The organism is Actinoplanes sp. NPDC051405 (genome assembly GCF_055586185.1).
In genome coordinates, this window is record NZ_JBVJIR010000006.1 from 214462 (window position 1) to 238428 (window position 23967).

Below are 23967 nucleotides of genomic sequence, written 5' to 3' on the forward strand. Positions count from 1 at the left end.
GCGGGCTTGCAAGCGAATCATCAACTCAGCGCCCGACGAATGTCAGCACCGGAGCGCCGGCGGAGGGGATGGCATGAGCCGAATCGTGCTGATCACCGGCTGTTCTTCCGGGATCGGCCTGGCGACCGCGATCCGGGCCGCGCAGGCCGGTTGCACGACGATCGCCACGCTGCGCGATCCCGGCCGCGCGAAATCGCTGCGGCAGGCCGCCGACGCGGCCGGGGTGAAGCTCGACGTACGGCGTCTGGACGTCACCGACGAGGCCTCGGTCGACGCGTGCCTGGCCGGGGTGCTGGACACCCACGGCCGGCTCGACGCCTTGGTCAACAACGCCGGGCTGGCCAACACGTTCGCCAGTGTGGAGACCGCCGGGATGGCCCCGTTCCGGGCCGGGCTGGAGGTCAACCTGTTCGGCGTGGTCGCGGTGACCCGGGCGGCGCTGCCGCATCTGCGCGCCAGCCGGGGCCGGATCGTCACCGTGGGCAGCACGCGCGGGCTCATCGGGCAGCCGTTCAACGAGGCGTACTCCGCGGCCAAGTTCGCGGTCGAGGGGTTCATGGAGAGCCTCGCGCCGGTCGCGGCGAGCCAGGGCGTCCGAGTGGTCATGGTCGAGCCGGGACCGGTGCTGGGCACGGCGTTCGGCGCCAACTCCGGCGTCACCCGCGAGTCGCTGCTGGCCGCGGCCGGCCCGTACGCCGAGGTGCTGGCCGACTACCTGGACTGGGTCGCGCGCGGCGGGCACCCGGGCGCCCAGTCCGCGGCCGAGGTGGCCGACGTGCTGATCCGCGCGCTCACCGACGACGCGCCCCCGATCAGGATCATGACGAGCGCCTGGGGCGAGCAGTACGTCCGCACGAAGCTCGCCGACCCCGACGGCGCCGCGGTGTCGGCGATGACCCGGTCCTGGCTGGCGCCGCGGGCCCTGCACCTGCACCCGGACGTGGTGCGGCACAGCGCCGACACCGTCGGGGCGATCCGCGATGACCAGTGGGACCGGCCCACCCCGTGCGCCGAGTGGACGGTGGCCCAGCTCGTGGCGCACATGATCCGGGAGAACCGCGGGTTCGCCGCGGCGGTCCGGGGCGAGCACACCGGACCGGCGGACTGGCACACCCCGATCGGCGCGGATCCCCGGGCCGAGTACGCCGCGTCCGCACAAGAGGTGACCGCGGCGTTCGCCGCCGAGGGAGCGCTGGACCGTACCGTCTGGCTGCCGCTGATCCGGGACGGGATCTCGCTGCCGGCCCGGCAGGCGCTCGATTTCCACCTGCTCGACTATGTGGTGCACGGCTGGGACGTGGCGGCGGCGATCGGGCGGCCGGTCACCCACACCGACGACGTCATCGCCGCGGTCCGGGAGATCGCCGAACGCGACGTGCCGGACGGGCCACGCCGGCACCGTCCACAGGCGACCTTCGCGCCCGCCCGGCCGGCGGACGACGGCGCTCCCCCGCTGGACCGCCTGCTCGCCTTCCTGGGCCGCGATCCTTCCTGGGGCCAGCGATGAGCGCCAATCCGGGCGGGGCCGAACCGGCGACGAGCGCCCGGCCGGACGGGGCTGGACCGGCGGGGCGCGGGCGTTCCGGCGGCGTGCTCGCCGACTTCCTCACCGCGGCCCGCGTCCACGCGGATCGCCCGGCGATCAGAGCCGAAGGCGTCGACCTGACCTACGCCGAGCTGGCGGCCCGGGTGGCCGACTTCGCCGCCGGCCTCGGGACACAGCCCGGTGTGGTCGGTGTCCCGGCCGGCCATCACGCCGGCACGGTGACCGCGCTGTTCGGGGTGTGGGCCGCCGGTGGCACGTACTGCCCGATCGATCCCGGCTTCCCCGGGCAGCGCCGCACCGCGATGGCCCGCGCCGCCGGCTGCCGGGTGCTGATCGGCGCCGACGGCCGGCCGGAACCGGGTCCCGGCGGCACCGATCCGGAGGCGGCCTACGTGCTGTTCACCTCAGGCTCGACCGGCGAACCCAAACCTGTGGTGACCCCGCACCGGGCGATCGCCACGACCGTCGGATCCCTGCGTGAGCTGTTCGGCATCACGCCGGAGGACCGGGTGCTGCAGTTCGCGTCGCTCAACTGGGACACCTGCTTCGAGGAGATCCTGCCCGCGCTCACCAGCGGCGCGTGCCTGGTCTTCGACGCGGACGCGCACCGCGGCTCGTTCCCCCGGTTCCTGCGGATGCTCGCGCGGGAACGGATCACCGTGCTGGACCTGCCGACCGCGTTCTGGCACGAGCTGGTAAGGCACCTGCACGAGTCCGGGGAGGCGCTGCCGGCGTGCGTACGGCTCGTGATCATCGGTGGGGAGGCCGCCGCGCCCGGGAAGGTCGCGCAGTGGTCGGCGTTGCCGGCGGGGCCGGTTCAGCTGCTCAACACGTACGGGTGCACCGAGACGACCCTGATCACCCACGCGCTGGAGCTGACCGGAGCGCCCGACCCGGTGCCGATCGGCCGGGCCCTGCCGCACGTGGCCGAGCACCTGGGCGAGGGCGGCGAACTTCTCATCGGCGGGCCGGCGCTGGCCGACGGCTACCTGGGCCGGCCGGCGGCGACCGCGGAACGCTTCGTCACGGTCGGCGGGCGACGGTTCTTCCGCACCGGCGACCGGGTGTCGCGTGCCGCCGACGGCGTGCTCACCCACCGCGGCCGGATCGACCACGAGGTGAAGATCCGCGGGATCCGGGTCGACCCGGCCGAGGTGGAAGCGCACCTCACCGGTCATCCGGCGATCCGCGCGGCCCTGGTCACCGGGGTCACGGTGGCCGGCCGCACGGCCCTCGCGGCATACGTCGTACCCCGGGCCGGCACGTCCGGCGCCGGGCTGCCGGACCGGATCACCGCGCACCTGCGCGGCCGGGTCCCGGCCCACCTGGTTCCCAGTCACATCCACGTCGTGGCCGAGCTGGCCTACACCGCGAGCGGCAAGGTCGATCGGCGCGCGAGCAAGGAGATGCTGTCATGAACGTCCACCAGGCGACCGACCTGTTCCGGCGGGTCCTGGAGAACCCGCGGGTCAGCGAGCAGGACGACTTCTTCCACCTGGGCGGGGACTCGCTGCTGGCGACCCGGGTGCTCAGTGCCGTGGCCCGCGAGCACGGCGTCGAGCTGACCTTCGAGGACTTTCTGCTCGCGCCCACCCCGGCCGCGCTGGCCAGCACGGTCGCGGGGGCGCCCCGATGAGCGTCGTGGTGATCGGCGCCGGGCTGGCCGGGCTCACCGCCGCCACCGACCTGGCCGCCGCCGGGGTGGAGACCATCGTGCTGGAGGCCCGTGACCGGGTCGGCGGACGCACCCACGGCATCGAGGTGGCGCCGGGCGCGTGGGTCGACGCCGGGGCGGCGTACCTGGGTGACCGGCACACCGAACTGCACAAGCTGCTGGCCGGGCTGGGGTTGTCGGCGACACCGACCGCGATGTGGGGCGGCAGCCGGTTCGCGCTGGGCAGCGGCGAGAAGACCCGGGCCGGGCGGTTCCCGCCGCTGAACGCCGTCGCGCTCGGCGAGCTGTTCGACCTGCTCCACGACCTGACCGCGCGGGTCCGGACGGACGCGCCGTGGCGAACGCCGGACGCGGCCGCCCTGGACACCCTCACGGCCGCGGAATGGGCCGCCGGCAACCTGCGCCACCCGGACGCGCGGCTGTTCTTCCCGTTGTTCCTGGGCGAGATGATGGCCGCCGACCCGGCCTCGGTGTCCGTCCTGCACATGGCGCTCTACCTGCGCTCGGGCGGTGGGATCAGATATCTCAACGCGTTCGCCGGCGGCGCGCAGCAGGACCGGGTGCTCGGCGGCGCCCACCAGGTCGCCGAACGGCTCGCCGCGCAGCTCGGCGCCCGGATCCGGCTGAACCGGCCCGTGCACGCGATCCACCAGCACGACGGCCGGGTGAGCGTGCACACCGGCACCGGCGAGCAACACCACGGCGACGCGGTTGTGGTGGCGGTGCCGCCGGCGCTGGCCCAGGCCATCGACTACCGGCCGGGCCTGCCGGCGCCCCGGGCCACCACGGCCACCGGGCGGGGCTGCGCGGTGAAGGTGCAGATCGTCTACCGGGAGCCGTACTGGCACGCGCACGGGCTGTCCGGCTGGTCGGTGAGCGCCACCGGCCCGATGCTGTCGACCGTGGACGACTCGCCGCCCGGGGCCGGCGCCGGGGTGCTGACCGGGTTCGTGACCGGCGCCGAGGCGTACCGGTTCGCGGCGCTGGACCCGGCGGCCCGCGAGGCCGAGGCCCTGCACCAGGTCGCCGAGCTGTTCCCCCGGCTGCCGGAGCCGGTCGCCGTGCACGTCAGCGACTGGGTGAACGAGCCGTACAGCCGGGGTTGTTACGCGGCCGTGTTCGGGCCCGGCGACTGGTCGCGGCTCGGCCCGCACCTGAGCACCCCGCACGGCCGGGTGCACTGGGCCGGCACGGAGACGAGCACCGAGTTCTTCGGGCTCATGGAAGGTGCCATCCGCTCGGGTCACCGGGTGGCCGCGGAAATCCTGTCCAGCCACGAAACCGCAAGGAGAACGCGATGACCGACAGTCCGATCGCCCCGCTGAGCGTGCGCCGGCAGTTCATGACCGAGCCGGACCTGGGCGCCGGCAACTTCCTCGACCACGCCGTGCGGTCCAACCCGAACCGGGCGGTGCCGCTGATCCACACGCACAGCGTCGACCACCGGGGCCAGGTCACGCTGCGCGGGCACAGCCTGCTGGAGCTGGCCGCCCTGCGCGACCGGTACGCCCGGTGGTACCGGGCCAACGGGGTCCGGGCCGGCGACCCGGTCGGCATCGTGGTCGCCGAGGGGCTGGAACCGCTGATCCACTATCTGGCCCTGACCGCGCTGGGCGCCATCCCGGCGATGATCAACGACGCCATGCGGCCGGACGTGCTGCTCCGCTACCTCGAGCACGTCGGCGTGGTGGGAGTGGTCGCCGACGACACCACGCGGCTGGCCTCGGCGTACCGGGCCGACCCGGCCACCCGGCCCCGGTTCCTGACGCTCGCCGCCGAGATCCAGGCCTTTGACGACACGGGTACGCAGCTTCCGGAGCAGTACCCGTACCGGCACGGGCCCGGCGACGTGTGCGCGCTGATCCACTCGTCGGGCACCACCGGCAGCCCCAAGTCCACCATCCTCGGGCACCGCAGCTTCTGGGACGGCAAGCAGGCGCGGATGACCCGGTTCCCGGCCGAGCCGTACGACAGGCTGATGTCACTGATGCCGCACACGCACGCCGGCGGGCTCAGCTACTTCCTCACCGCTGTCCTGCTCGGCCTGCCCACGGTGGTGATGGCCGACTGGCGCCGCAGCGTGGTCGAGCCGGTGATGGAGACGTTCCAGCCGACCATGCTGGCGTCGTTCCCGCGTACCTTCGTCGAGCTGGCCACCGGCGACCTGCCGGTGCGCGGCGCGGCCCGGGTGCACTCCTGGTTCAACACCGGCGACTCCGCCCACTACGGCCACATCCGGCGCCTGGTCGGCCTGGGCGAACGGCCGGCCGGGCTGCTCGCCGCCTGGCTGCTGCCGCAGGACCGGGCCGCGGACGGCGCCTTGCCGGGCTCGCAGTTCATCGACGGGCTCGGCTCCTCCGAGATGGGCATGGCCCTGTTCGGCGGTCTGACCACCCCGGAGACGCCGCGCAACGACAGGTGCGTCGGCAAGCCGCAGGACGCCGTGATCAAGGCGGCGGTGCTCGACGACGACGGCAACGAGCTCCCCGACGGCACGGTCGGCCTGCTCGGCGTGATCACCCCGTCCCGGACGCCCGGCTACTGGAAGAACGCGCGGCTCACCGAGAGCTTCGAGCTCAACGGCTACTGGCTGACCGGCGACGTGGCCCGCCGCGACGCCGAGGGCAACTACTACCACCTGGACCGTACGGTCGACGTCATCGACACCCTGGCCGGGCCGGTCTACAGCCTGCCGATCGAGGAGGTGCTGATCGCCGACTGCGCCGACCTGGTGCTGGACTGCTCGGTGGTGGGCGTACCGGCCCCCGACGGCTGCGGCCAGATCCCCATCGCCGTGGTCCGCCCGCAGGCCGGCGCGGCCGCGGCCACCGCCGAGCTGATCCTGGAGAAGGCGAACAAGGAGCTGTCGGCGGCCGGGCTGGCCACCCTCGCCGCGGTGGTGATCGAGGATCTCCCGCTCGGTCCCACCGGGAAGGTGCTCAAGCGGGAGCTGCGCACCCGGCACGCCGGCATGTTCCACCAGAGCGAGGAGGATCCGGCCGGGCCGGTCAGCGGTTGAGGCGGGGCCCGCCGCGCGTCCGCCCGGGGCTGCGGCCAGGGCCGGAGCATCGCGACCCGTATATTGCGGTCATGGCAGACCAGCCCGACACCTCCGCCTTTCCGCCCCGCCGCCGCTCGGCGCGGCTCGGTGTGGCGGTGACCAGTGAGCTCGTCGAGCTCATCGTCACGGGTGAGATCCCCGAGGGCGGCCTGCTGCCCCCGGAGGGCCCGCTCAGCGATCACTTCGGGGTGAGCCGCACCGTGATCCGCGAGTCGGTGAAGCGGCTCGAGGAGAAGGGGCTGGTCGTCGTCGCCCAGGGCCGGGGCACGCAGGTGGCCCGGGCCGGGTCGTGGAACATGCTGGACCCGATCGTGCTCTCCGCGCTGATCGACAGTGACGAGTCGCTGGGCATCCTCGACGAGCTCACCATCGTGCGGGGAAACCTGGAATCGGCCATGGCCGGCGCGGTGGCCGCGCACCACACCCAGGAGGAGCTGGCGCGCATCGAGCACGTCCTGGACGCCATGCGGGAGATGCGGCAGGAGAGCGACGCCTTCCGGCAGGAGGACGTCGTTTTCCACTTCACGGTCATGGAGATCTCCCGCAACCGGCTGGCCGAGAACATAGCCAAACGCCTGTACCGGCGCGCGCTGGAGAGCGACCGGTACCAGGGGCTCCGTTACGACGGCGCTTTCGCCTCGACCATCGAGGAGCACAGCAAGGTGGTCGAGGCGATCGCCCGGCACGACGTCGAGGGCGCCGAGCGGGCGATGCGCCACCACATCGTCAGCTCCTGGCAGCGGCGCCGCCCGGCGGCTCCTCCGGAGAGCGGCTCGTAGGTCCCGCCGGCACCGCGCCCGCCGGGATGAGCCCGGCCGAGACCAGGTCACGCCACAGTCCGGCGGGGATGTCGGTGGTGAACCGCTCGATGTCCTCGTCGACCTCCCGGGGCGAGCGCATGCCGATGGCCACGGCGGCGACCGCGGGATGCAGCAGCGGGAAGGCCAGCGCCGCCGCGGGCAGCGGCACACCGTGGTCCGCGCAGATCGACGCGATCAGCCTGGTCCGCTGGACCACTGCGGCGTCGGCCGGGCGGTATTCGTACGTGGCGCCGGGCTCGGGCTGCGCCGTCGAGAGCAGACCGGTGGCGAAGACGCCGGCAGCGACGATCGCGATGCCGGCGTCCCGGGCCGGCGCGAGCACCGCCTCGAGGCCACTGTGGTCGAGCAGCGAGTACCGGTTGGCGAGCATGATCACGTCGACCAGGCCCTCGCGGATGAGCGGTCCGAGGCCGGCGGTCGAGTTCGTCCCGACGCCGATGGCCGACACGACACCCGCCGCCTTCAGCCGGGCCAGCGACGCCAGTGCCTCCCGGGCCGCGCCGTCCCAGGCCTGATCGGGGTCGTGCGCGTAGAGGATGTCGATCCGGTCGAGCCCGAGGCGTTCGAGGCTCTCCCGCAGGGACCGCTCGACTCCGCCGGCGGAGAAATCCCAGCGCCGCTCCAGGTCTCCGGGCACGACGAAGCCGTCGTCGTCCTGGTCGAGCGGGGGTACGCGGGGAACGAGCAGCCGGCCGACCTTGGTGGAGATGAGGAACTCGTCACGCGGCCGGTGACGCAACTCCGCACCGATGCGCCGCTCGGACAACCCGAGGCCGTAGTGCGGCGCGGTGTCGAAGTAGCGGATACCTCGTTCCCAGGCCCGGCGCAGCGTACGGGCGGCCTGCTCGTCGTCCATGGCACCGGCGAAGTTGCCCAGCGGTGCGCCGCCCAGCCCGATCACCCCGCGGCGCCGCAGCTCCTCGACCGCGCTGGTCATGTGCCGAGCCCGTAGAAGGCCGAGGCGGTTCCCGACATGATCGCGGCGCGCTGCCCCGCGCTCAGGTCGGCCAGCAGTTCGTCCACAGCCGTACGCCAGGCGACCGGGCCGGCGCCCAGACACGCCACCGGCCAGTCGGAGCCGTACGTGAGCCGCTGCGGGCCGAAGGCCTCGACCGCCACGCCGACCACCCGGCGCAGCCGTTGCGGGTCCTTCACAAGCCCGGCCAGCCCGGAGATCTTGGCCCGGACGTTCGGCCGGGCGGCGAGCGCCCGCAGGCCGCGCTCCCAGCCGTCGTCGTCGATGGAGTCGGCGATGCCACCGAGATGGTCGACGACGAAGCGCAGGCCGGGATGCTCCCCGGCGACGGTCGCGGCCAGCGGTTGCTGCCACGAGCCGACCACCCCGGCCACCCGGGGCCCGGCACCGGCCAGCAGCCTCCGGGTTTCGGCGATGCTGTTGCCGGCCTGGACCACCACCGCGGTGTCGCTGCCGGTCTCGTCGAGCATGCGTTCGAGGTCGCCGGCGGCGAAGTCGCGGTCGATGACCGCCATCGTCGCCGGGTCGATCCAGGGCTGCGGATCGGTGGCGCGGTTCCACAGGTGCACGTGCGCGTCGATCACCCCGCTCATGACAGGTGCCGCAGGTCGCGCCGGGACTCGGGGACCAGCCGCAGCCCGGCCCGCCGGGGACGCACGTGCGGGCCGGTGATCCCGGCGACCGGGTTGGCGGCCCGTACCGCGTTGATGCGCTCCTCGTCGACCCGGATGCCGATGCCCGGCTCGTCGCCCAGGACGATACCGCCGTCCATGACCTCCTGATCGATCCGCAGGCCGATCGGCGAGTCGAGGTGCTGCACCTCGAAGGACAGGTGGTTGGGCACCGCGGCGGCGGCGTGGGCCACCGGGTTGGCGTGATAGGACACCGGGCTCACCGGCAGGTCGTGGCTGTGCGCGACGGCGGCCACCCGGAGGAAGTGGGTGATGCCCCAGACGTTGCCGACCTGGACGATGTCGACGGCGCCGGCGTCCAGCAGCGGCCGGTACTGCTCCAGGCCGGTGAGGTTCTCGCCGGTCGCCACGGCCGCGCGCAGGTGCTGGCGCACCGAGGCGAGACCGGCCGCGTCCCAGCGGCGCACCGGTTCCTCGATCCAGGCCAGGTCGACGGTGCGCTCCAGCTCGCTGACGAACCGGACCGCCTGCGTACGGTTCCAGGCCTCGTTGGCGTCGAGCATCAGCGCCGGGTGGGTCGAGTTGCGGTGCAGCACGTCGCGGACCGCCAGCAGCCGGCGCAGGTCGTGGGTGACGTCGAGGCCGCCCTTGAGCTTGGCCGAGCTGAAACCGCGGTCGGCGTAGCGCTCGTAGAGGCGGACGAGGGCCTCGTCGTCGAGCGCGATGTCGAGCCCGGAGGCGTACCCGGGCACGAAGCGGTCCAGCGCCCCGAGGGTCCGCCAGAGCGGCTCGCCCGCCGCCTTCGCCTTGAGGTCCCACAGCGCCATGTCGATCGCCCCGACCGCGCCGAACGTCGCCCCGGCGTGGCCGGTCTTGAACACCCAGCTCAGCATGCGGTCGTAGAGCGCGGTGACGGCCCGCGGGTCCTCGCCCTCGACGGCACCGAAGATCCGGTCGATGTCGCCGTGCGGGCCGACGCCGACGCCTTCGAGCCCGTCGTCGGTCTCGAGGATCAGCACGTGGACGTCGGTGCGCGGCTCGGGCATCACGCCGTTGGCGTCACCGGTCAGCCGCCCCCACTCGTGCTTGGTCAACAGGCTGCGATAACCGGTGACTTTCATGTTGGCTCCTGGTCGGCAGACATTCGGCTCACTCCTTGGTGCCGCCGGCGGTCATGCCGGCGACCAGGAAGCGTTGTGACACGAGGAAGACGATGAGCACCGGCAGCACCGAGACCACGGTCGCCAGGGCCAGCGTCGGCAGCTGGACCGACTGCCCGCCGGCGGAGCTCGGGTTGAACGCCGGGGTGGAGGCGAGCAGGGAGGTCAGCCCGACCTGCACCGGATAGCCGTCGCTGGAGGGCAGCATCACGAAGGGCAGGAAGAAGTTGTTCCAGTTCTGCACGAAGCTGAAGAACGCGACCAGCGCGACGATCGGCGCGGCCAGCGGCAGGGCGATCCGGGTGAACACCTGGATCTCCCGGCACCCGTCGATCCGGGCCGCGGCCAGCAGGTCGCGCGGGATGCTGGTGGAGAAGTAGATGTAGGTCAGGTACACCCCGAACGGGAAGAACGACATCGGCAGGATCACCGACAGCGGGCTGCCGATCAGGCCCACCGCGTTGAGCTCCAGGAAGATCGGCAGCACCAGCGCGGTGTTGGGGATCAGCATGACGATCAGCGTCAGCACCAGCAGCAGCCGCCGGAACCGGAACCGGGTCAGGGCCAGCGCGTACCCGGCCGGGATGCTCACGACCAGGGTGATGACGAGCGCGCCGACGGCGTACAGCGCCGAGTTGGTCATCCAGGTGGTGACCGCGCCGTCCTGGAAGCCGAACAGCTGGCTCCAGTTGGTGGCCAGGTCGCCGGTGCTGCCGAAGGCGAACGGGTCGCCGACGCTCAGGCCGCGCGCCGACTTGGTGGTGGCCAGCAGCAGCCAGACGATGGGGACGGCGAAGAACAGCACGAACACCGTCACCATGACCGCGACGATCGCCCGGCCGCTCCAGCCGCTGACGCCGGGCCGGTGCGCCGCCGCGGAGCCGGTGGGCACAGAGCTCATGGGTTCACTCCCGCTCGAACAGGCCGCCGCGCGTCACGAAGACCGCCGACAGCGCGAGGGCGACGACGAGCAGCAGCAGGGAGATCGCCGCTGCTCCGTTGAAGTCGTTCTGCTGGAACGCGTACTGGTAGGCGAGCTGGTTGAGCGAGTAGTCGTTGGGCACGACGGCGTTGCTGGCCTGCGAGAGCAGCTGCGGCTCGACGAACAGCTGGGTGCCGGCGGCGAGCGACATGATGCCCATGTACGAGATCCACTTGCGCAGCATCGGCAGCTGGATGCGCCAGGCGATCTGCACGGCGTTCGCACCGTCCACCCGGGCCGCCTCGATGACCTCGGCGCTGATGTTGTTCAGTGCGCCGTACATGATGACGATCCAGCCGCCGGCGCCGGTCCAGAAGGCGATGACGGCGAAGATGACCGGCAGGTTCCCCGGCACGATGACCTGCACGAAGCTCTCGAAGCCGAGCAGCCGCAGCAGCCCGCCGACCGGGCTGGCCGTCGGGTCGAGGACGAACAGCCACAGCAGCACGCTGGAGGCCCCGGCCAGTGCGCCCGGCAGGTAGAAGACCAGCCGCAGGGTCCGGCTGAGCCACCGGACCCTGATGGCGTGCACGACGACCGCCAGCACGGTCACCAGCGCCACCAGCGCGACCAGCCAGATGACCAGGTAGAGGGCCACGTGCGAGACCGCCGGCCAGAAGCGGAAGTCGCCGGCCACCTTGGAGAAGTTGGCCAGGCCGGCGAATCCACCGGTGGCGTCGGTGAAGGCGAGGTACACCGCGTACAGCGCCGGCAGTAACCCGAAGGCCAGTGTGAGCACCGCGTAGCCCGAGATGAGGCCGTAGCTCATCACGTTGTCGCGGCCGGTGGGCGGCCGGCGGGCCGCCCGCCGCGTCGCCACGGCCGCCGCTTGCGCGGTGCGGTCGACGACCGTCATTTGACCGTGTATCCGTCGACCTGCGCCTGGTTCTTGATCGCCGTCTGCCACTCCGGGAGGAGCGTGACCACGCTTTTGCCGCCGGCGATGGCCGGCGTCATCGTCTTGGCCCAGACCGCCTCCTGGCTGAAGATGCCCGAGCCCCAGCCGGGCCAGATCGAGGTGCCGGCGGTGACGATGGCCTTCAGGTCGGTGGCGTAGTAGCCGCTCGACTCCTGCTTCTTCACCCACTTCTCGGCGGCCGGCCCGTACGCGGGATAGCCGGGAGCGACCGCCACCTGGTAGTCGTCGGCCGTCGTGACGAACTCGGCGAAGGTCTCGGCGGCCTTGAGGTTCTTCGAGTGGCTGCTGACGAACCAGGTGCCGCCGCCGACGTTGCCGGTCACGGCGTCCTCGCCCGGCCAGGCCAGCGGCGCGGCCACCCCGAGCTGACCGGCGGGCACCTTGAGCGACTGCGGGTTGTTGAAGATGGCGCCGGCGTACCAGGCCGGTCCGGGCATCATCAGCACCTTGCCGGAGTACTTCTTCACGAACTCCGGCGTGAAGACGCTGACGTTCGGCGTGGTGCCGTTCTTGATCAGCGTGTCGAGCATCGCCGCCGCGCGCTGGCACTGAGGGGTCGTGGTGTTCACCGTGACCGTCTTGGGGCCGGTGATGTCGTTCGCCTGGCACTTGCTGCCCCAGAAGAAGACCTCCGGGGTCCAGGCGTCGCCCACGGTGCCGACGATGTTGCCGGGGTGTTCCCGGGCGACCTTCTCACCGAGGGCCTGGTATTCCTGCCAGGTGGCCGGGACCTTGTAACCGAACTGGTCGAACAGCGCCTTGTTGTACCGGAGCACGACCTGGGCGAGGTCGTTGCGCAGGCAGTAGACCTTGCCGTCGACGGTGCACGGGTTCAGCGCGCCGGGGGTGAACTTGTCGAGGGTGTCCTTGGGCACGAGCCCGCCGTTGAGCACGGCGGCGAAGGCCTGCTTGCCGTTGCTCTGCTGGCTGGCCCAGGCGGCGTCGTTGTTCTGCGTCGAGAACACGACGTCGGGCCAGCCGCTCTGGGTGCGATCGAAGAGCTGGATCTTGGTACGGAACGAGTTGGAGCCGTTGGCCGATCCGTCGTAGGTCACGACCTGGATCGGCACCTCCGGGTGGGCCTTCTTGAAGGCGTCCGCGGCCTTCGTGCGATCGGCGTCCACCCATACCGTGATGGGGGCTTTGTCGTCCTGGGTGACCTGAGGAAATCCGTAGGAGCCGGCGGTGGAACCACCACCGTCGTCGTTGCCGCAGCCGGCGAGAGCGACCGTGAGAACCGCGACGCCGCCGAGGGTTGTCAGGAGGGAGCGGATGGAGCGGGCACGCCTGGAACGGACCATAGTCGGTGTCCTTTTCTGATCTTCCGTATTGACGCCGCGTTCATCGGCCCGAAATATAAGGGCATACGTATGATGTTTGCAAGGGAGAGCTGCCGATGAAGGGCACGACGTACGAGGGCTCAGGCCGGCTGCGGACGGTGTCCATGGACGAGGCACCACCGGGACCGGGCGAACTGCAGATCGCCGTCGCCTACTGCGGTCTGTGCGGCACCGATCTGCACATCGTGCACGGCGACATGGACGCCCGGGTACGGACGCCGCTGGCGTTCGGTCACGAGGCCTCGGGCACCGTGGCCGCCGTCGGCGCCGCCGTTCAGGGCTGGGCGGTCGGCGATCCGCTGACCGTGATGCCACTGCTCTGGGACGGCACCTGTGCGGCTTGTCTGGCCGGGCATCAGCACATCTGCCAGAACCTGGTCTTCGTGGGCATCGACTCTCCCGGTGCGCTGCAACAGCGCTGGAACGTACCGGCGTCGATCGCGGTGCCGCTGCCCGGCGACCTGGACCTGCGCACCGCGGCGCTGGTCGAGCCCGCGGCCGTGGCCGTGCACGACGTCCGCCGCTCCGAGTTGCAGGTCGGCGACCGGGTCGTCGTCCTGGGCGGCGGTCCGATCGGAGTGCTCATCGCCTGCGTGGCACGCGAAGCCGGGGCGGAGGTCCGGGTCGCGGAGATCGACGAGTCGCGTCGCAGCCGCATCGCGGCGCTCGGCTTCGAGGTGCTGGATCCGGCCGGCACCGATCTCACCGCCGAGGTCGAGAGCTGGACCGGCGGCGTCGGCGCGGATGTGGTGTTCGAGGTGTCCGGCGCGGCCGCGGCGGTCCGGGCCACCACCGCACTGGCCAAGGTCCGGGGCACGATCGTCGTCGTCGCCATCCACGCCGCCGCACGCGAGATCGACCTGCAGCGGGTCTTCTGGCGGGAGCTCCGCCTGCTGGGCGCGCGGGTCTACCAGCGATCCGACTTCGAGCGGGCGATCGAGCTGCTGCGCCGGGGGGTGATTCCGGCGGCGGCGCTGATCTCGGGCGTCGTGCCGCTGGAGGAAACAGCCACCGCCATCGCGGACCTGTCGGCCGGCCGGGCCATGAAGATCCTCATCGACGTCGCCGGGGAGTCGATGGCATGAGCGGCTTGTTCGATCTGGAGGGGCGGCTCGCCGTGGTCACCGGCGCCCGCCGCGGCATCGGCCGGGCGATGGCCGAAGCCCTGGCCGCCGCAGGCGCGGACATCATCGGGGTCAGTGCCCGGATGCACGCCGACGACGAGGTCGCCGAGTCGGTCCGCGGGCTCGGTCGCACCTTCGAGGCCCGCGCCGTCGACTTCGCCGACCGCGACGCCGTGACAGCGCTGGGCAGCGAGCTGGCCGGGCGGGCGCCGGACATCCTCATCAACAACGCCGGCACGATCGAACGGGCACCCGCGGCGGAGCACCCGCTGTCCTGGTGGGACCGGGTCATCGAGGTCGACCTGTCGAGCCAGTTCGTGCTGACCCAGCTGGTCGCCGCGCCGATGCTGGAACGCGGCAGCGGCAAGATCGTCTTCACCGCCAGCCTGCTCAGCTTCCAGGGCGGCATCAACGTCCCCGGCTACACCGCCGCCAAGTCGGGGATCGCCGGGCTCACCCGGGCGCTGGCCAACGAGTGGACCGGCCGGGGCATCAACGTCAACGCCATCGCGCCGGGCTACATCGCCACCGACAACACCGCCGCGTTGCGCGCGGATCCCGACCGCTCCCGGTCGATCCTGGAACGGATCCCGGCCGGGCGCTGGGGCCACAGCGCCGACCTCGCGGGCGCGGCCGTCTTCCTCAGCTCGGCGGCCTCGGACTACGTGTCCGGCACGGTGCTCGCAGTGGACGGAGGATGGCTGGGCCGATGACCGCGAGCCTCGTGCGCGTTGACAAGACATCGATACTTGTCACTCATGAGGCGCTCACAACGGACAGCCATGGCGGCAGCCGTGCTCATCACCACCGCCGCCGCCGTCACCGCGATCCCGGCGCAGGCCGGGGCCGCACCGTCCTCCGAGGACCGGCTCGACGTCTACGTCGGCACACTCGACAACCGCCAGTGGGACACGTTGCGTACGGCCGGCCTGGCGGCGGACGAGCTCGGCCGCGCGCCGGTTCCGGGCCGCAAGGCCGCGGTCGAGGTGATCCTCGGCCGGGCCCAGGCGGACCGGCTCGTGAAGGCCGGCGTTTCCCTGTCCCGCAAACCGGAGACCGCTTCGACGCGCTCCCGCAAGGCAGCCGGCCCCACAGTCTTCCGGCCTTACCACTCGCTCGGCGGCATCCGCGAGGAGCTGGCCACCACCGCGGCACGCTTCCCGAAACTGGCGAAGCTCGAGACGATCGGCACGACGGTCCGCGGAGTCCCGATCCAGGCGGTCAAGGTCACCCGCAACGCCCGGACCGTGCCCGACGGCCGCCGCCCGGCCGTGCTCTACTTCGGCGGGCAGCACGCCCGGGAGTGGATCACCCCCGAGATGACCCGGCGGCTGATGCACCACGTCCTCGACAGCTACGGCACCGACCCTGCCATCACCGGCCTGGTGGACACGACCGAGCTGTGGTTCCTGCCGGTGGCCAACCCCGACGGCTACGACCTCACCTTCACCTCCGACGAATACCGTTACTGGCGCAAGAACATGCGCGACAACAACGGCGACGGCCGGTACGGGCCCGAGGACGGCATCGACCTCAACCGCAACTTCGCCGAGCGGTGGGGATACGACAACGAAGGCTCGTCGCCGGAACCGGGCGACGAGACCTATCGGGGTCCCGCGCCGCAGTCCGAGCCGGAGACCCGGGCGATGGACGCCCTGTTCCGCCGGGTCGGCTTCGAGTTCCTGGTCAACTACCACTCGGCCGCCCAACTCATCCTCTGGGGCGCCGGCTGGCAGGTCGAGACGGTCAGCCCGGACGACCAGATCGCCATGGCGCTGGCCGGCGACGACGCGCACCCGGCCGTACCCGGTTATGACCCGGACATCTCCGCCGAGCTGTATGTCACCAACGGCGACACCAACCATCACGCCCAGGTCCGGATGGGGACCATCGGTTTCGCCCCCGAGATGTCGACGTGCCAGACCGCCTCGGAGTCCGATCCGGACGACGCCTGGCGACCGGAGGACTGCCGTACCGAGTTCGATTTCCCCGATGACGAGAAGCTGATCCAGGCCGAGGTCGCCAAGAACATCCCGTTCGCGCTCTCGCTGGCCCGCTCGGCGCGGAACCCGGCCGATCCGGTCTCCGTGGCCGGCCGGTCGACCAGGGACTTCGTCCCCGACACCTTCCCTGATTCCTTCGGCACCCCCCAGCAGGTGGCCGTGGTCGCCAAGCGCTCGCTGCGCAACGTGCGACTGCACACCAGGATCAACGGCAGAGAGCGTACGGTCGCGGTCACCAAGTGGCAGGGCGGCCAGAGGTACGGCGGCAGCGCGGACAAGTACTTCGCGGAGCTGCGCGGCACCGTCACCGGGCAGAAGCCGGGCGACCGGGTGACCGTGTGGTTCACCGCCGCCGGCGGCCACAAGAGCGCACCCTTCACCTACACCGTCAACCAGCAGGTCGGCGGCGACGTGCTCGTGCTGGCCACCGAGGACGTCACCGCCGTCGAACCGGCGAACACCGACGGCGCCACCGCGGCCCGGTACGCGGGCACCTACGTCGAGGCCCTCAAGCGTTCCGGTCACACCGCCGACGTCTACGACATGGACACGCACGACCGGCGGGCCCCGCACCCGCTCGGCGTCCTCTCCCACTATCGGGCGGTGGTGTGGGAGACCGGCGACGACATCGTCCCGCGCAACCCGGGCCAGCCGGAGTGGGCCACCACCCGGGCCACCTTCGAGACCGACCTGGCCGTCCGCGACTACCTCAACGAGGGCGGCAAGCTGCTGCACGCCGGCCAGTACGCCCAGTACGCCGCATCCGCGGGGTACTTCTACCTCCCGCAGGGCCCCGGGGAGTGCGGTGACGGCGGCGACGACCTCGACTGCCAGCCGTTGAGCGACGACTTCCGGCAGTACTGGCTCGGCGCCGGCGCGTACGTGGACAACGGCGGGAGCGCGACGGTGGCCGGCACCGCCGGCGCGCTGGCGGGCTTCTCCGCCCCGGCCGGGGCACAGCAGCACACGGCGGCGTTCCTGAGCACATCGAGCGAGCTGCCCGCGGCTCAGTTCCCGCAGTTCACCAGCACGGTCCCGATGGTCTGGCAGCACGACGGTCCGGGACCCTACGACCCGGCCGACGGGGACCAGTACCTGTGGAGCGGGCGCTCGGACTCCTCCTACAAGCGACTGACCAGGACCGTCGACCTGAGGACGGCGCGGGACGCGCACCTGCGGTTCAAGACCTCGTTCGACACGGACCCGGGGGCCGACTTCCTCATCGTGGAGGCGCACGAGGTCGGCACCGACAACTGGACCACCCTGCCGGACACCGGCGGCCTGACCAGTACGGACGTCGGGTGGACCTGCGAGTGGGAACGGCTCGACCCGCACCCGTTCCTGGCCCACTACTGGGCCGAGGACTGCACACCGCACGGCTCCACCGGCGACTGGAACGCCGCGACCGGCAACAGCGGCGGGTGGAAAGACTTCCATGCCGACCTGTCCGCGTACGCGGGCAAGCAGGTCGAGATCTCCATCAGCTCCACATCCGACTGGTACGTCCAGGGCTACGGCGTCTTCCTCGACGACGTACGCCTGGACGTGGACGGCGCGACCGTCGCCCGTACGTCCTTCGAGACGGACCTGGGCGGTTGGACCGTGGCCGGGCCACCGCCGGGTTCCGCGCCCAACCCGACCGACTGGACCCGGGCCGGGCACGTGTACGACTTCGGCGCCGCGACCGCCACCCCGGCGACTCTCTACTTCGGTTTCGGGCCGGAGAAGCTGACCGCGGCGGACCGCACCGAGCTGTTGTCCCGGTCGATGCGGCAGCTGCTGAAGTGAACGGGACGGGCCCACGCCGTGGTGGCGTGGGCCCGTCCGGTCAGCCGGTCAGGAGGGACGGGTCCACTGCTGGTTGGTGCCGCCGTGGCAGGCCCAGAGATTGATCCTGGTGCCGCTGGCGGTACCCGCGCCGGTGGCGTCCAGGCACAGTCCGGAGGCGACGCCGGTGACGGTGCCGGCGGCGTTGAGGTTCCACTGCTGGTTGGGCTGGCCGTTGCAGTCCCAGATGATGACGGCGGTGCCGTTGCTGGTGCCCTGTCCGCTGGCGTCCAGGCACTTGTTGCCATAGACCATGAGCTGCTTCGAGGCGGTGTAGGTCCAGGTCTGGCTGCCGGCGCCGGTGCAGTCCCCCAGCTGCGTCTGGGCGCCGTTGGCGGTCGCGGCGCCCGCCACCTCGACGCACCGGCCCGACTGCACCCCGACGATCCGGGTGGTCTGCGGGCTGGTGCTGGTCTGCGGTCCGGCCGCCGCCATCACCGCCTGCGCGGCGGCGGGCCAGTTGCCGTTGGTGACCGTGGTGTTGTTCACGACGTTGCCGCGGTCGCCGTTGGTGATGTTGGTGCTGCTGTTGCTGGTCCAGTTGCCGGTGACGGTGAAGTTGCCCATGTTCTCGCCGCCCCAGTAGTTGGCGGTGGCCCAGGTGCCGACGTTGTTGAAGACGTTGCCACTGGCGGTGTAGTACTTGGAACCCTCGTCGAAGTAGAGCCCGAACCAGCCGTTGATCCGCAGGCAGTGGTTCCCGTCGATCCGGGCGCCCGGGTTCCAGGACAGCGTGTAGATGCATCCGCCGTCGGTCATCTGCTGCATCACGTCGTGGATGTAGTTGCCGATGAGCCGGTTGTTCGAGGCGGTCGTCGCCGTGGTGTACCGCGGCTGGTAGTTGTACAGGCCCCGGTTGGCGTACTGGTTGCTGCCGCCCGGCTCGTTGGCGCCCCAGCCGAAACCGATCGACATGCCGGAGTACGGCATGTTGTAGACCTCGTTGTGCGACATGGTGGCGTTGGTGACGTAGGTCGTCAGGGCCGACACGTTGCCGCGGTACTCCACGCCGAGGTCGTGGATGCGGTTGTTGCTGATCGTGATGTCGCGGTTGACCATCCGCTGGTCGCTCGGGTGGTGCGCGTCGGCGCGTACGCCGCCGACCACGATGCCGCCGGCCGAGCTGCGGGCGATCTCCGAACCGGTGACCGTGATGTTGCTGGCGCCCAGGCCGACGCCGCTGGCGTGGGCGTTGGCGTCGTTGCCGATGCCGATGGCCATCTGGCCGAGGTTGACGAACTGCGAGCCGCTGAAGGTGATGGCGTTGGCCGCGGAGACCTGCACGGCGGCGGGCATCTGGTTCCAGTGCGGCCGGGTGGCCTCGAACTGGCTGCACCCCTCCTGACAGACGCTCAACGCCGGCCAGTTCCAGTTACCGGTCATGTACGCGCCGGTCTGCTGGTCCGCGTAGCCCTGGTTGCTGCTGGCCCCGAGCCAGCTGGTGCCGGTGAAGGTGATCCCCTTGAACGTGACGTGGTGAGCGGGGGCGTCGTAGGTGCCCCCGATGTTGACCAGGGACTGCAGCGTCGGCAGCTCCACGCTGAGGTTGCTCATGCTCTGGCCGGCCGGCGGCGCGTAGGACAACGTGCCGGTGCCGGAGTTGAGATACCACTCGTTCGGCGAGTCCAGGAACTCGTACGCGTTGGTCAGGTACAGCGGGCCGGCCCGGTGCGGGGTGGTGAAGGTGTCGTAGCCGAAGGTGTTGTTGTTCCAGCTCGGCTGCTGCATGGTGATGAAGTTGCCGCTGATGCTCTGCACCGACACGTACCGGTCGGTGAACGAGGCGACGCTCTCCAGCTGGATCCGGTTCTGGTTGGCCAGGTTGTTGAGGTAGCTCAGCGCCCCGTTGGTGAACCGCAGGCCGGTGCCGCTGGCGGTGAAGTCCGCCCGGTTCACACTTGTGCGCGCCCGGGTGGCGATGGACCCGTTGACGTAGAGCTGCCGGCTGTCGGTCCCGGCGCCCACATTGGCCTGCCAGATGTTGCGACCGGCGTCGGCGAGAGTCCAGCCGGTGACCGCCCGCGCTCCGCTGATCGCCGGCCGGGCCGACGGCGCCGCCTGCCACACCACGGTGTGGCCGTTGGTGCCGGAGTCCTCGGCGGTCAGCCGGAACGGCGCCGACAAGCGGTACACGCCGTCGGCCAGCTGCACCACGATGTCGTCGGACATCGCGTCGTTCAGCGACCGCACCGCGGCCTGCGCGCCCGTCAGCGAGCACGGCTGGGCGCTGGAACACGCGGTGCCGGAGCCGGCGGGGGAAGCGTAGAGGGTGGTGGGCGCGGCCAGTGCGGGGGTCGCCCCGGCGACGGTCATCACCGCGGCGGCCACACCCGCCGCGGCGAATCCGGCCAGCACCTTTCTGCGCAGCGTGGACGGCACGGGCATCTCCTCGGGTCGGGGATCATCGCGGCGCGATCGGCACAGAGCCGCAGCGTATGACGTATGACGTTTCCTTCCGCCGACGTTAAGGCGGTGTTTCCACCATGTCAAGCGACCATTGTCGATGCGTAAATCCCGGCCCCGCCGGAAATCCCCGGCCCGAAATGTGTAACGAGATCGGACCCGGTGAAGTCGTATTGACATCCGCCGATTTGTCCCCATGTGGCGAACCACCAGTACCGGGAGGCCATTCATGGTCGTTTCCAACGGTGCCGCCACCTCGGACAACTGCTCGCAGCGGGCGTCACCCTCGCCGTCATCCTCGTCGCCGGCACCGCGGCCGCCGCGACCGTCCAGCCGGGCCAGAGCGCCCCGATCGTGGGCACCCGGTCCGGCCGCTGCCTGAGCGTCACCGCCTCCGGGAACGGAACCCAGGCACAACTGCGCGACTGCTCCGGCCAGACCTGGACCTACACCGCGTCGAAGCAGCTGATGGTCAACGGCAAGTGCCTGGACGCTTCGGGACAGGGCGCCGCCAACGCCATGCCGGTCGTCATCTGGGACTGCAACGGGCAGAGCAACCAGCTGTGGGACTCGCCGGCCGACCCGACGCCACCGACCGGTGACGGCACCGCCCAGGACGCGTTCTGCGGCGGGAACACCTGCGTCATCACCGTCGGCCACGACCAGTCCGGCCGCGGCAACGACCTCTGGTACCAGGGTTCGAGCGTCGTGCCCGGCTCGCCCCGGAGCCGCCCGGCCACCGCGACCTCCGAATCGCTGACGGTCGGCGTGGCCAAGGCGTACTCGCTGTTCATCAATCCCGGCGGCAGTCAGACCTGGAACCCGAACCAGCGGTCCTTCACCAGCACAGCCCGATGAAGAGGCAGGGCGCCATCATCCTCGTCAGCGGCGGCGACTGCTGCAAGCCCGTGGGCGGCGCCAACCGAGCGCCGGCACCTTCTACGAGGGAGTCATGGTCGCCGGCTACCCGTCCGACGACCGAGAACGCGGTACAGGCCAACGTGATCGCCGCCGGATACCCCTGAACCACGCGCTGACCGGGCCCGGGCGTAATTGTGTTATGCGCAGCGGCATCCAGAAGTCGCGTACCGCCGTGACGAATTCTCGCCCTTGAATGCCTGGAAACATTCTGGCAACCTTGTGAAATCCGGATGTTAACGTTCACTCTGAACAGGTCGGTAATCGATGAGAGCTCTGAAATCCTTGCTCGCGGCTGGACTCCTGATGCTGTCGGGCACGGCGTTCGTCGCTTCCGCAGCAACGCCGGCGCAGGCCCTGGACAACGGGGTGGCCCGTACCCCGCCGATGGGCTGGAACAGCTGGAACACGTTCTTCTGCAACATCAACGAGTCGTTGATCCGGGGAATGGCCGACAGCATCGTCAGCTCCGGCATGCGCGACGCGGGCTACCAGTACGTGGTGGTCGACGACTGCTGGATGAACCCCGACCGCGACGGGAGCGGCAACCTGCAGGCCGACCCGACCCGCTTCCCCAGCGGCATGAAGGCCCTCGGCGACTACATCCACAGCAAGGGTCTCAAGTTCGGCATCTACCAGGCGCCGCTGGACAAGACCTGCGCGCAGTACTTCGGCTCGTACCCGGGTGCGACCGGCAGTCAGGGGCACGAGGCCCAGGACGCCCGGCAGTTCGCCGCCTGGGGCGTGGACTACCTGAAGTACGACTGGTGCTCCCCCAGCGGCACCATCAACGACCAGGTGGCCACGTTCGCGAAGATGCGTGACGCGCTGGCCGCGACCGGGCGGCCGATCCTGTACAGCATCAACTCCAACAGCATCCACTCCAAGACCGGGCCGCAGCGCAACTGGGGCGATGTGGCCAACATCTGGCGCACCACCGAGGACATCCAGCTGGTCTGGAACACGAACCAGGTCAACGACTACCCGATGGGCGTCCAAAACATCATCAACGTGAACGTGCCGCTGGCCGGATACGCCAAGCCGGGTGGTTTCAACGACCCGGACATGATGGAGGTCGGCCGGGGCACGCTGACCGACACCGAGCAGCGTTCCCACTTCGCCATGTGGGCGATCATGGCCGCGCCCCTGATCGCCGGCAACGACATCCGCACCATGACCACCGCCACCCAGACGATCCTGAAGAACCCCCGGCTCATCGCCATCAACCAGGACACCCTGGGCCTGCAGGGGGTCCAGGTGGCGGGCGACAGCAACCAACGGGTGCTGGCCAAGCGGCTGGCCAACGGCGATGTCGCGGTGGCCCTGTTCAACCAGAGCGGCGCCACCCGGACGATCTCCACCACCGCCGCGGCGGTCGGCAAGACCGGAGCGTCGTCGTACAACCTGGTCGACGCCTGGAGCGGGGCCACGACGACCACCAGCGGCACGATCAGCGCGAGCGTGCCGGCCCACGGGACGGTCGTCTACCGGGTCAGCGGGGGCACCAGCGGCGAGCCGCCGGTGCCGGCCTCGACCAGCCTGGTCAGCACCTCGTCCGGGCGCTGCCTGGACGTGCCGAACAGCAACACCGCCAACGGCACCCAGCCGGTCATCTGGGACTGCGGCGGGGCGAACAACCAGAAGTGGACCGTGTCCGGTCAGGCCCTGCAGTCGCTGGGCAAGTGCCTGGACGCGCCGACCGGCGCCACCGCGGGCGCCAAGGCGCAGCTCTGGGACTGCAACGGCGGCACCAACCAGCAATGGACCTTCCAGAGCAACGGCACCGTCCGCAACAACCAGACCGGCCTCTGCCTCGACGTCTCCAACAACCAGACCGCGAACGGCACGCTGACGCTGCTGTGGGCCTGCACCGGGGCCGCCAACCAGCAGTGGACCCGGCGCTGACCGGGGTCATCCGCTGACGTCAGAACCACCGCAGTGAGCGGCGGGCACCGATCCGGTGCCCGCCACTTGCCGGCCCCCGACCAGGCCCATACAGCACAGTCCGATCCAGCCGAGCCCGGCGAACAACGCGGCCCGTTCGAACACCCCGCTCGGATTGCCCGGCAGCACCTCGCCGTCGTCGAGCAGCACCAGCACGACGGCCGCCACGAACGACACCGCCATGGCCGCCGCGACCACCCGGGCCACCCGTCGCGGTCCGACACCGGCCACCGCGGCGATCCCCGCGACGCTCAGCGTGAGAGCAATCAGCTTGTGAATCAGCCCGCGCGGGGTGTGCTCCTCGGGCACGCCCGGCGGGAAGCCCAGGCCCGCGTCGGTCCGGACGACGGCGAGGGACACGAAACAGAGCCCGCACCACAGGATCAGGACCACCGCGCGTCCGCCGGCCCGCCGGTGCAGCCCGATGGCACACAGGATGAGCCAGAGGCCGCAGGTGGCGAGGTTGACGGTGCCGTACCAGCCGTCCGGACCGAGCGACAGCTGACTGATCCAGTGGCGCGTCTCGTCGTAGCCGGGCCGGGTGAGGCCGTCCACTGTGCTCACGGCGATCATCTGCACCGCGGCGAGCATTCCGAACGCCGGTAGCAGCCGCTTGCCCCGGTTCATCGAGCGAGC

18 protein-coding genes and 2 pseudogenes are annotated in these 23967 nt (G+C 71.1%); 12 read left to right on the top strand and 8 right to left on the bottom strand.

The window, feature by feature from the left end; all coding sequences use genetic code 11:
• Window positions 1-19: 19 nt before the first annotated feature.
• From ACZ6S4_RS15610 to ACZ6S4_RS15640, 7 genes and pseudogenes are all read left to right on the top strand, one after another.
• Window positions 20-913 (top strand): annotated as a pseudogene (locus ACZ6S4_RS15610) (SDR family NAD(P)-dependent oxidoreductase); the annotation flags it as partial.
• A gap of 42 nt (window positions 914-955) precedes the next feature.
• A pseudogene (locus ACZ6S4_RS15615) lies at window positions 956-1507 on the top strand (TIGR03086 family metal-binding protein); the annotation flags it as partial.
• Entirely contained in the window at window positions 1504-2964 is a 1461-nt protein-coding gene (locus ACZ6S4_RS15620) for an amino acid adenylation domain-containing protein (protein WP_465475589.1), read from the top strand. The pseudogene ACZ6S4_RS15615 and the gene ACZ6S4_RS15620, both read left to right, overlap by 4 nt.
• A complete protein-coding gene (locus ACZ6S4_RS15625; RefSeq protein WP_433729128.1) occupies window positions 2961-3182 on the top strand; it encodes an acyl carrier protein in 222 nt (73 codons plus the stop codon). Before ACZ6S4_RS15620 ends, ACZ6S4_RS15625 begins: the two co-directional genes overlap by 4 nt.
• On the top strand, window positions 3179-4522 hold the full coding sequence (locus tag ACZ6S4_RS15630; protein ID WP_465475590.1) for a flavin monoamine oxidase family protein: 1344 nt from the start codon (window positions 3179-3181) through the stop codon (window positions 4520-4522). The genes ACZ6S4_RS15625 and ACZ6S4_RS15630 overlap by 4 nt, the downstream gene beginning before the upstream one ends.
• Window positions 4519-6240: a class I adenylate-forming enzyme family protein gene (locus ACZ6S4_RS15635; protein WP_465475591.1), complete on the top strand. Its 1722-nt coding sequence runs from the start codon at window positions 4519-4521 to the stop codon at window positions 6238-6240. The genes ACZ6S4_RS15630 and ACZ6S4_RS15635 overlap by 4 nt, the downstream gene beginning before the upstream one ends.
• 71 nt (window positions 6241-6311) lie before the next feature.
• Entirely contained in the window at window positions 6312-7061 is a 750-nt protein-coding gene (locus ACZ6S4_RS15640) for a FadR/GntR family transcriptional regulator (RefSeq protein ID WP_465475592.1), read from the top strand.
• Here ACZ6S4_RS15640 and ACZ6S4_RS15645 read toward each other — a convergent pair.
• From ACZ6S4_RS15645 to ACZ6S4_RS15670, 6 genes are read right to left on the bottom strand one after another with little or no spacing between them, the layout of a single operon-like run.
• Window positions 7009-8040 carry an aldo/keto reductase gene (locus ACZ6S4_RS15645; RefSeq protein ID WP_465475593.1) on the bottom strand — a complete coding sequence of 344 codons (1032 nt, stop codon included), beginning with the start codon at window positions 8038-8040 and terminating at the stop codon, window positions 7009-7011. The two genes, ACZ6S4_RS15640 and ACZ6S4_RS15645, sit on opposite strands and share 53 nt — an antisense overlap.
• On the bottom strand, window positions 8037-8672 hold the full coding sequence (locus tag ACZ6S4_RS15650; RefSeq protein ID WP_465475594.1) for an amidohydrolase family protein: 636 nt from the start codon (window positions 8670-8672) through the stop codon (window positions 8037-8039). Before ACZ6S4_RS15650 ends, ACZ6S4_RS15645 begins: the two co-directional genes overlap by 4 nt.
• A complete protein-coding gene (locus tag ACZ6S4_RS15655; RefSeq protein WP_465475595.1) occupies window positions 8669-9832 on the bottom strand; it encodes a mandelate racemase/muconate lactonizing enzyme family protein in 1164 nt (387 codons plus the stop codon). Before ACZ6S4_RS15655 ends, ACZ6S4_RS15650 begins: the two co-directional genes overlap by 4 nt.
• 28 nt (window positions 9833-9860) lie before the next feature.
• Complete coding sequence (locus ACZ6S4_RS15660; RefSeq protein WP_465475596.1) at window positions 9861-10772, bottom strand: carbohydrate ABC transporter permease; 912 nt, start codon at window positions 10770-10772, stop codon at window positions 9861-9863.
• Between the two features lie 4 nt (window positions 10773-10776).
• The gene (locus ACZ6S4_RS15665; protein ID WP_465475597.1) at window positions 10777-11709 is read right to left on the bottom strand and encodes a carbohydrate ABC transporter permease; all 933 of its coding nucleotides are present in this window, start codon (window positions 11707-11709) and stop codon (window positions 10777-10779) included.
• A complete protein-coding gene (locus ACZ6S4_RS15670) occupies window positions 11706-13073 on the bottom strand; it encodes an ABC transporter substrate-binding protein (protein WP_465475598.1) in 1368 nt (455 codons plus the stop codon). The genes ACZ6S4_RS15665 and ACZ6S4_RS15670 overlap by 4 nt, the downstream gene beginning before the upstream one ends.
• Window positions 13074-13168: 95 nt before the next feature.
• On the opposite strand from ACZ6S4_RS15670, the gene ACZ6S4_RS15675 reads away from it, so the two are divergent.
• Genes ACZ6S4_RS15675 through ACZ6S4_RS15685 form a run of 3 tightly spaced genes read left to right on the top strand, consistent with a single transcriptional unit; the run spans window position 13169 to window position 18027 of the window.
• Window positions 13169-14197 carry a zinc-dependent alcohol dehydrogenase gene (locus tag ACZ6S4_RS15675; protein ID WP_465475599.1) on the top strand — a complete coding sequence of 343 codons (1029 nt, stop codon included), beginning with the start codon at window positions 13169-13171 and terminating at the stop codon, window positions 14195-14197.
• Window positions 14194-14949 carry an SDR family oxidoreductase gene (locus tag ACZ6S4_RS15680; RefSeq protein WP_465475600.1) on the top strand — a complete coding sequence of 252 codons (756 nt, stop codon included), beginning with the start codon at window positions 14194-14196 and terminating at the stop codon, window positions 14947-14949. Before ACZ6S4_RS15675 ends, ACZ6S4_RS15680 begins: the two co-directional genes overlap by 4 nt.
• A 45-nt stretch (window positions 14950-14994) precedes the next feature.
• Window positions 14995-18027: a M14 family metallopeptidase gene (locus ACZ6S4_RS15685; RefSeq protein ID WP_465475601.1), complete on the top strand. Its 3033-nt coding sequence runs from the start codon at window positions 14995-14997 to the stop codon at window positions 18025-18027.
• A 48-nt stretch (window positions 18028-18075) separates the two neighbouring features.
• Here ACZ6S4_RS15685 and ACZ6S4_RS15690 read toward each other — a convergent pair whose 3' ends face one another.
• A complete protein-coding gene (locus ACZ6S4_RS15690; protein WP_465475602.1) occupies window positions 18076-20445 on the bottom strand; it encodes a ricin-type beta-trefoil lectin domain protein in 2370 nt (789 codons plus the stop codon).
• A 222-nt stretch (window positions 20446-20667) separates the two neighbouring features.
• On the opposite strand from ACZ6S4_RS15690, the gene ACZ6S4_RS15695 reads away from it, so the two are divergent.
• Both ACZ6S4_RS15695 and ACZ6S4_RS15700 read left to right on the top strand, forming a co-directional pair.
• On the top strand, window positions 20668-21327 hold the full coding sequence (locus ACZ6S4_RS15695) for a ricin-type beta-trefoil lectin domain protein (RefSeq protein WP_465475603.1): 660 nt from the start codon (window positions 20668-20670) through the stop codon (window positions 21325-21327).
• A 327-nt stretch (window positions 21328-21654) separates the two neighbouring features.
• Complete coding sequence (locus ACZ6S4_RS15700) at window positions 21655-23292, top strand: glycoside hydrolase family 27 protein (RefSeq protein ID WP_465475604.1); 1638 nt, start codon at window positions 21655-21657, stop codon at window positions 23290-23292.
• A gap of 6 nt (window positions 23293-23298) precedes the next feature.
• Here ACZ6S4_RS15700 and ACZ6S4_RS15705 read toward each other — a convergent pair whose 3' ends face one another.
• Window positions 23299-23958: a DUF998 domain-containing protein gene (locus tag ACZ6S4_RS15705; RefSeq protein WP_465475605.1), complete on the bottom strand. Its 660-nt coding sequence runs from the start codon at window positions 23956-23958 to the stop codon at window positions 23299-23301.
• Window positions 23959-23967: the final 9 nt, after the last annotated feature.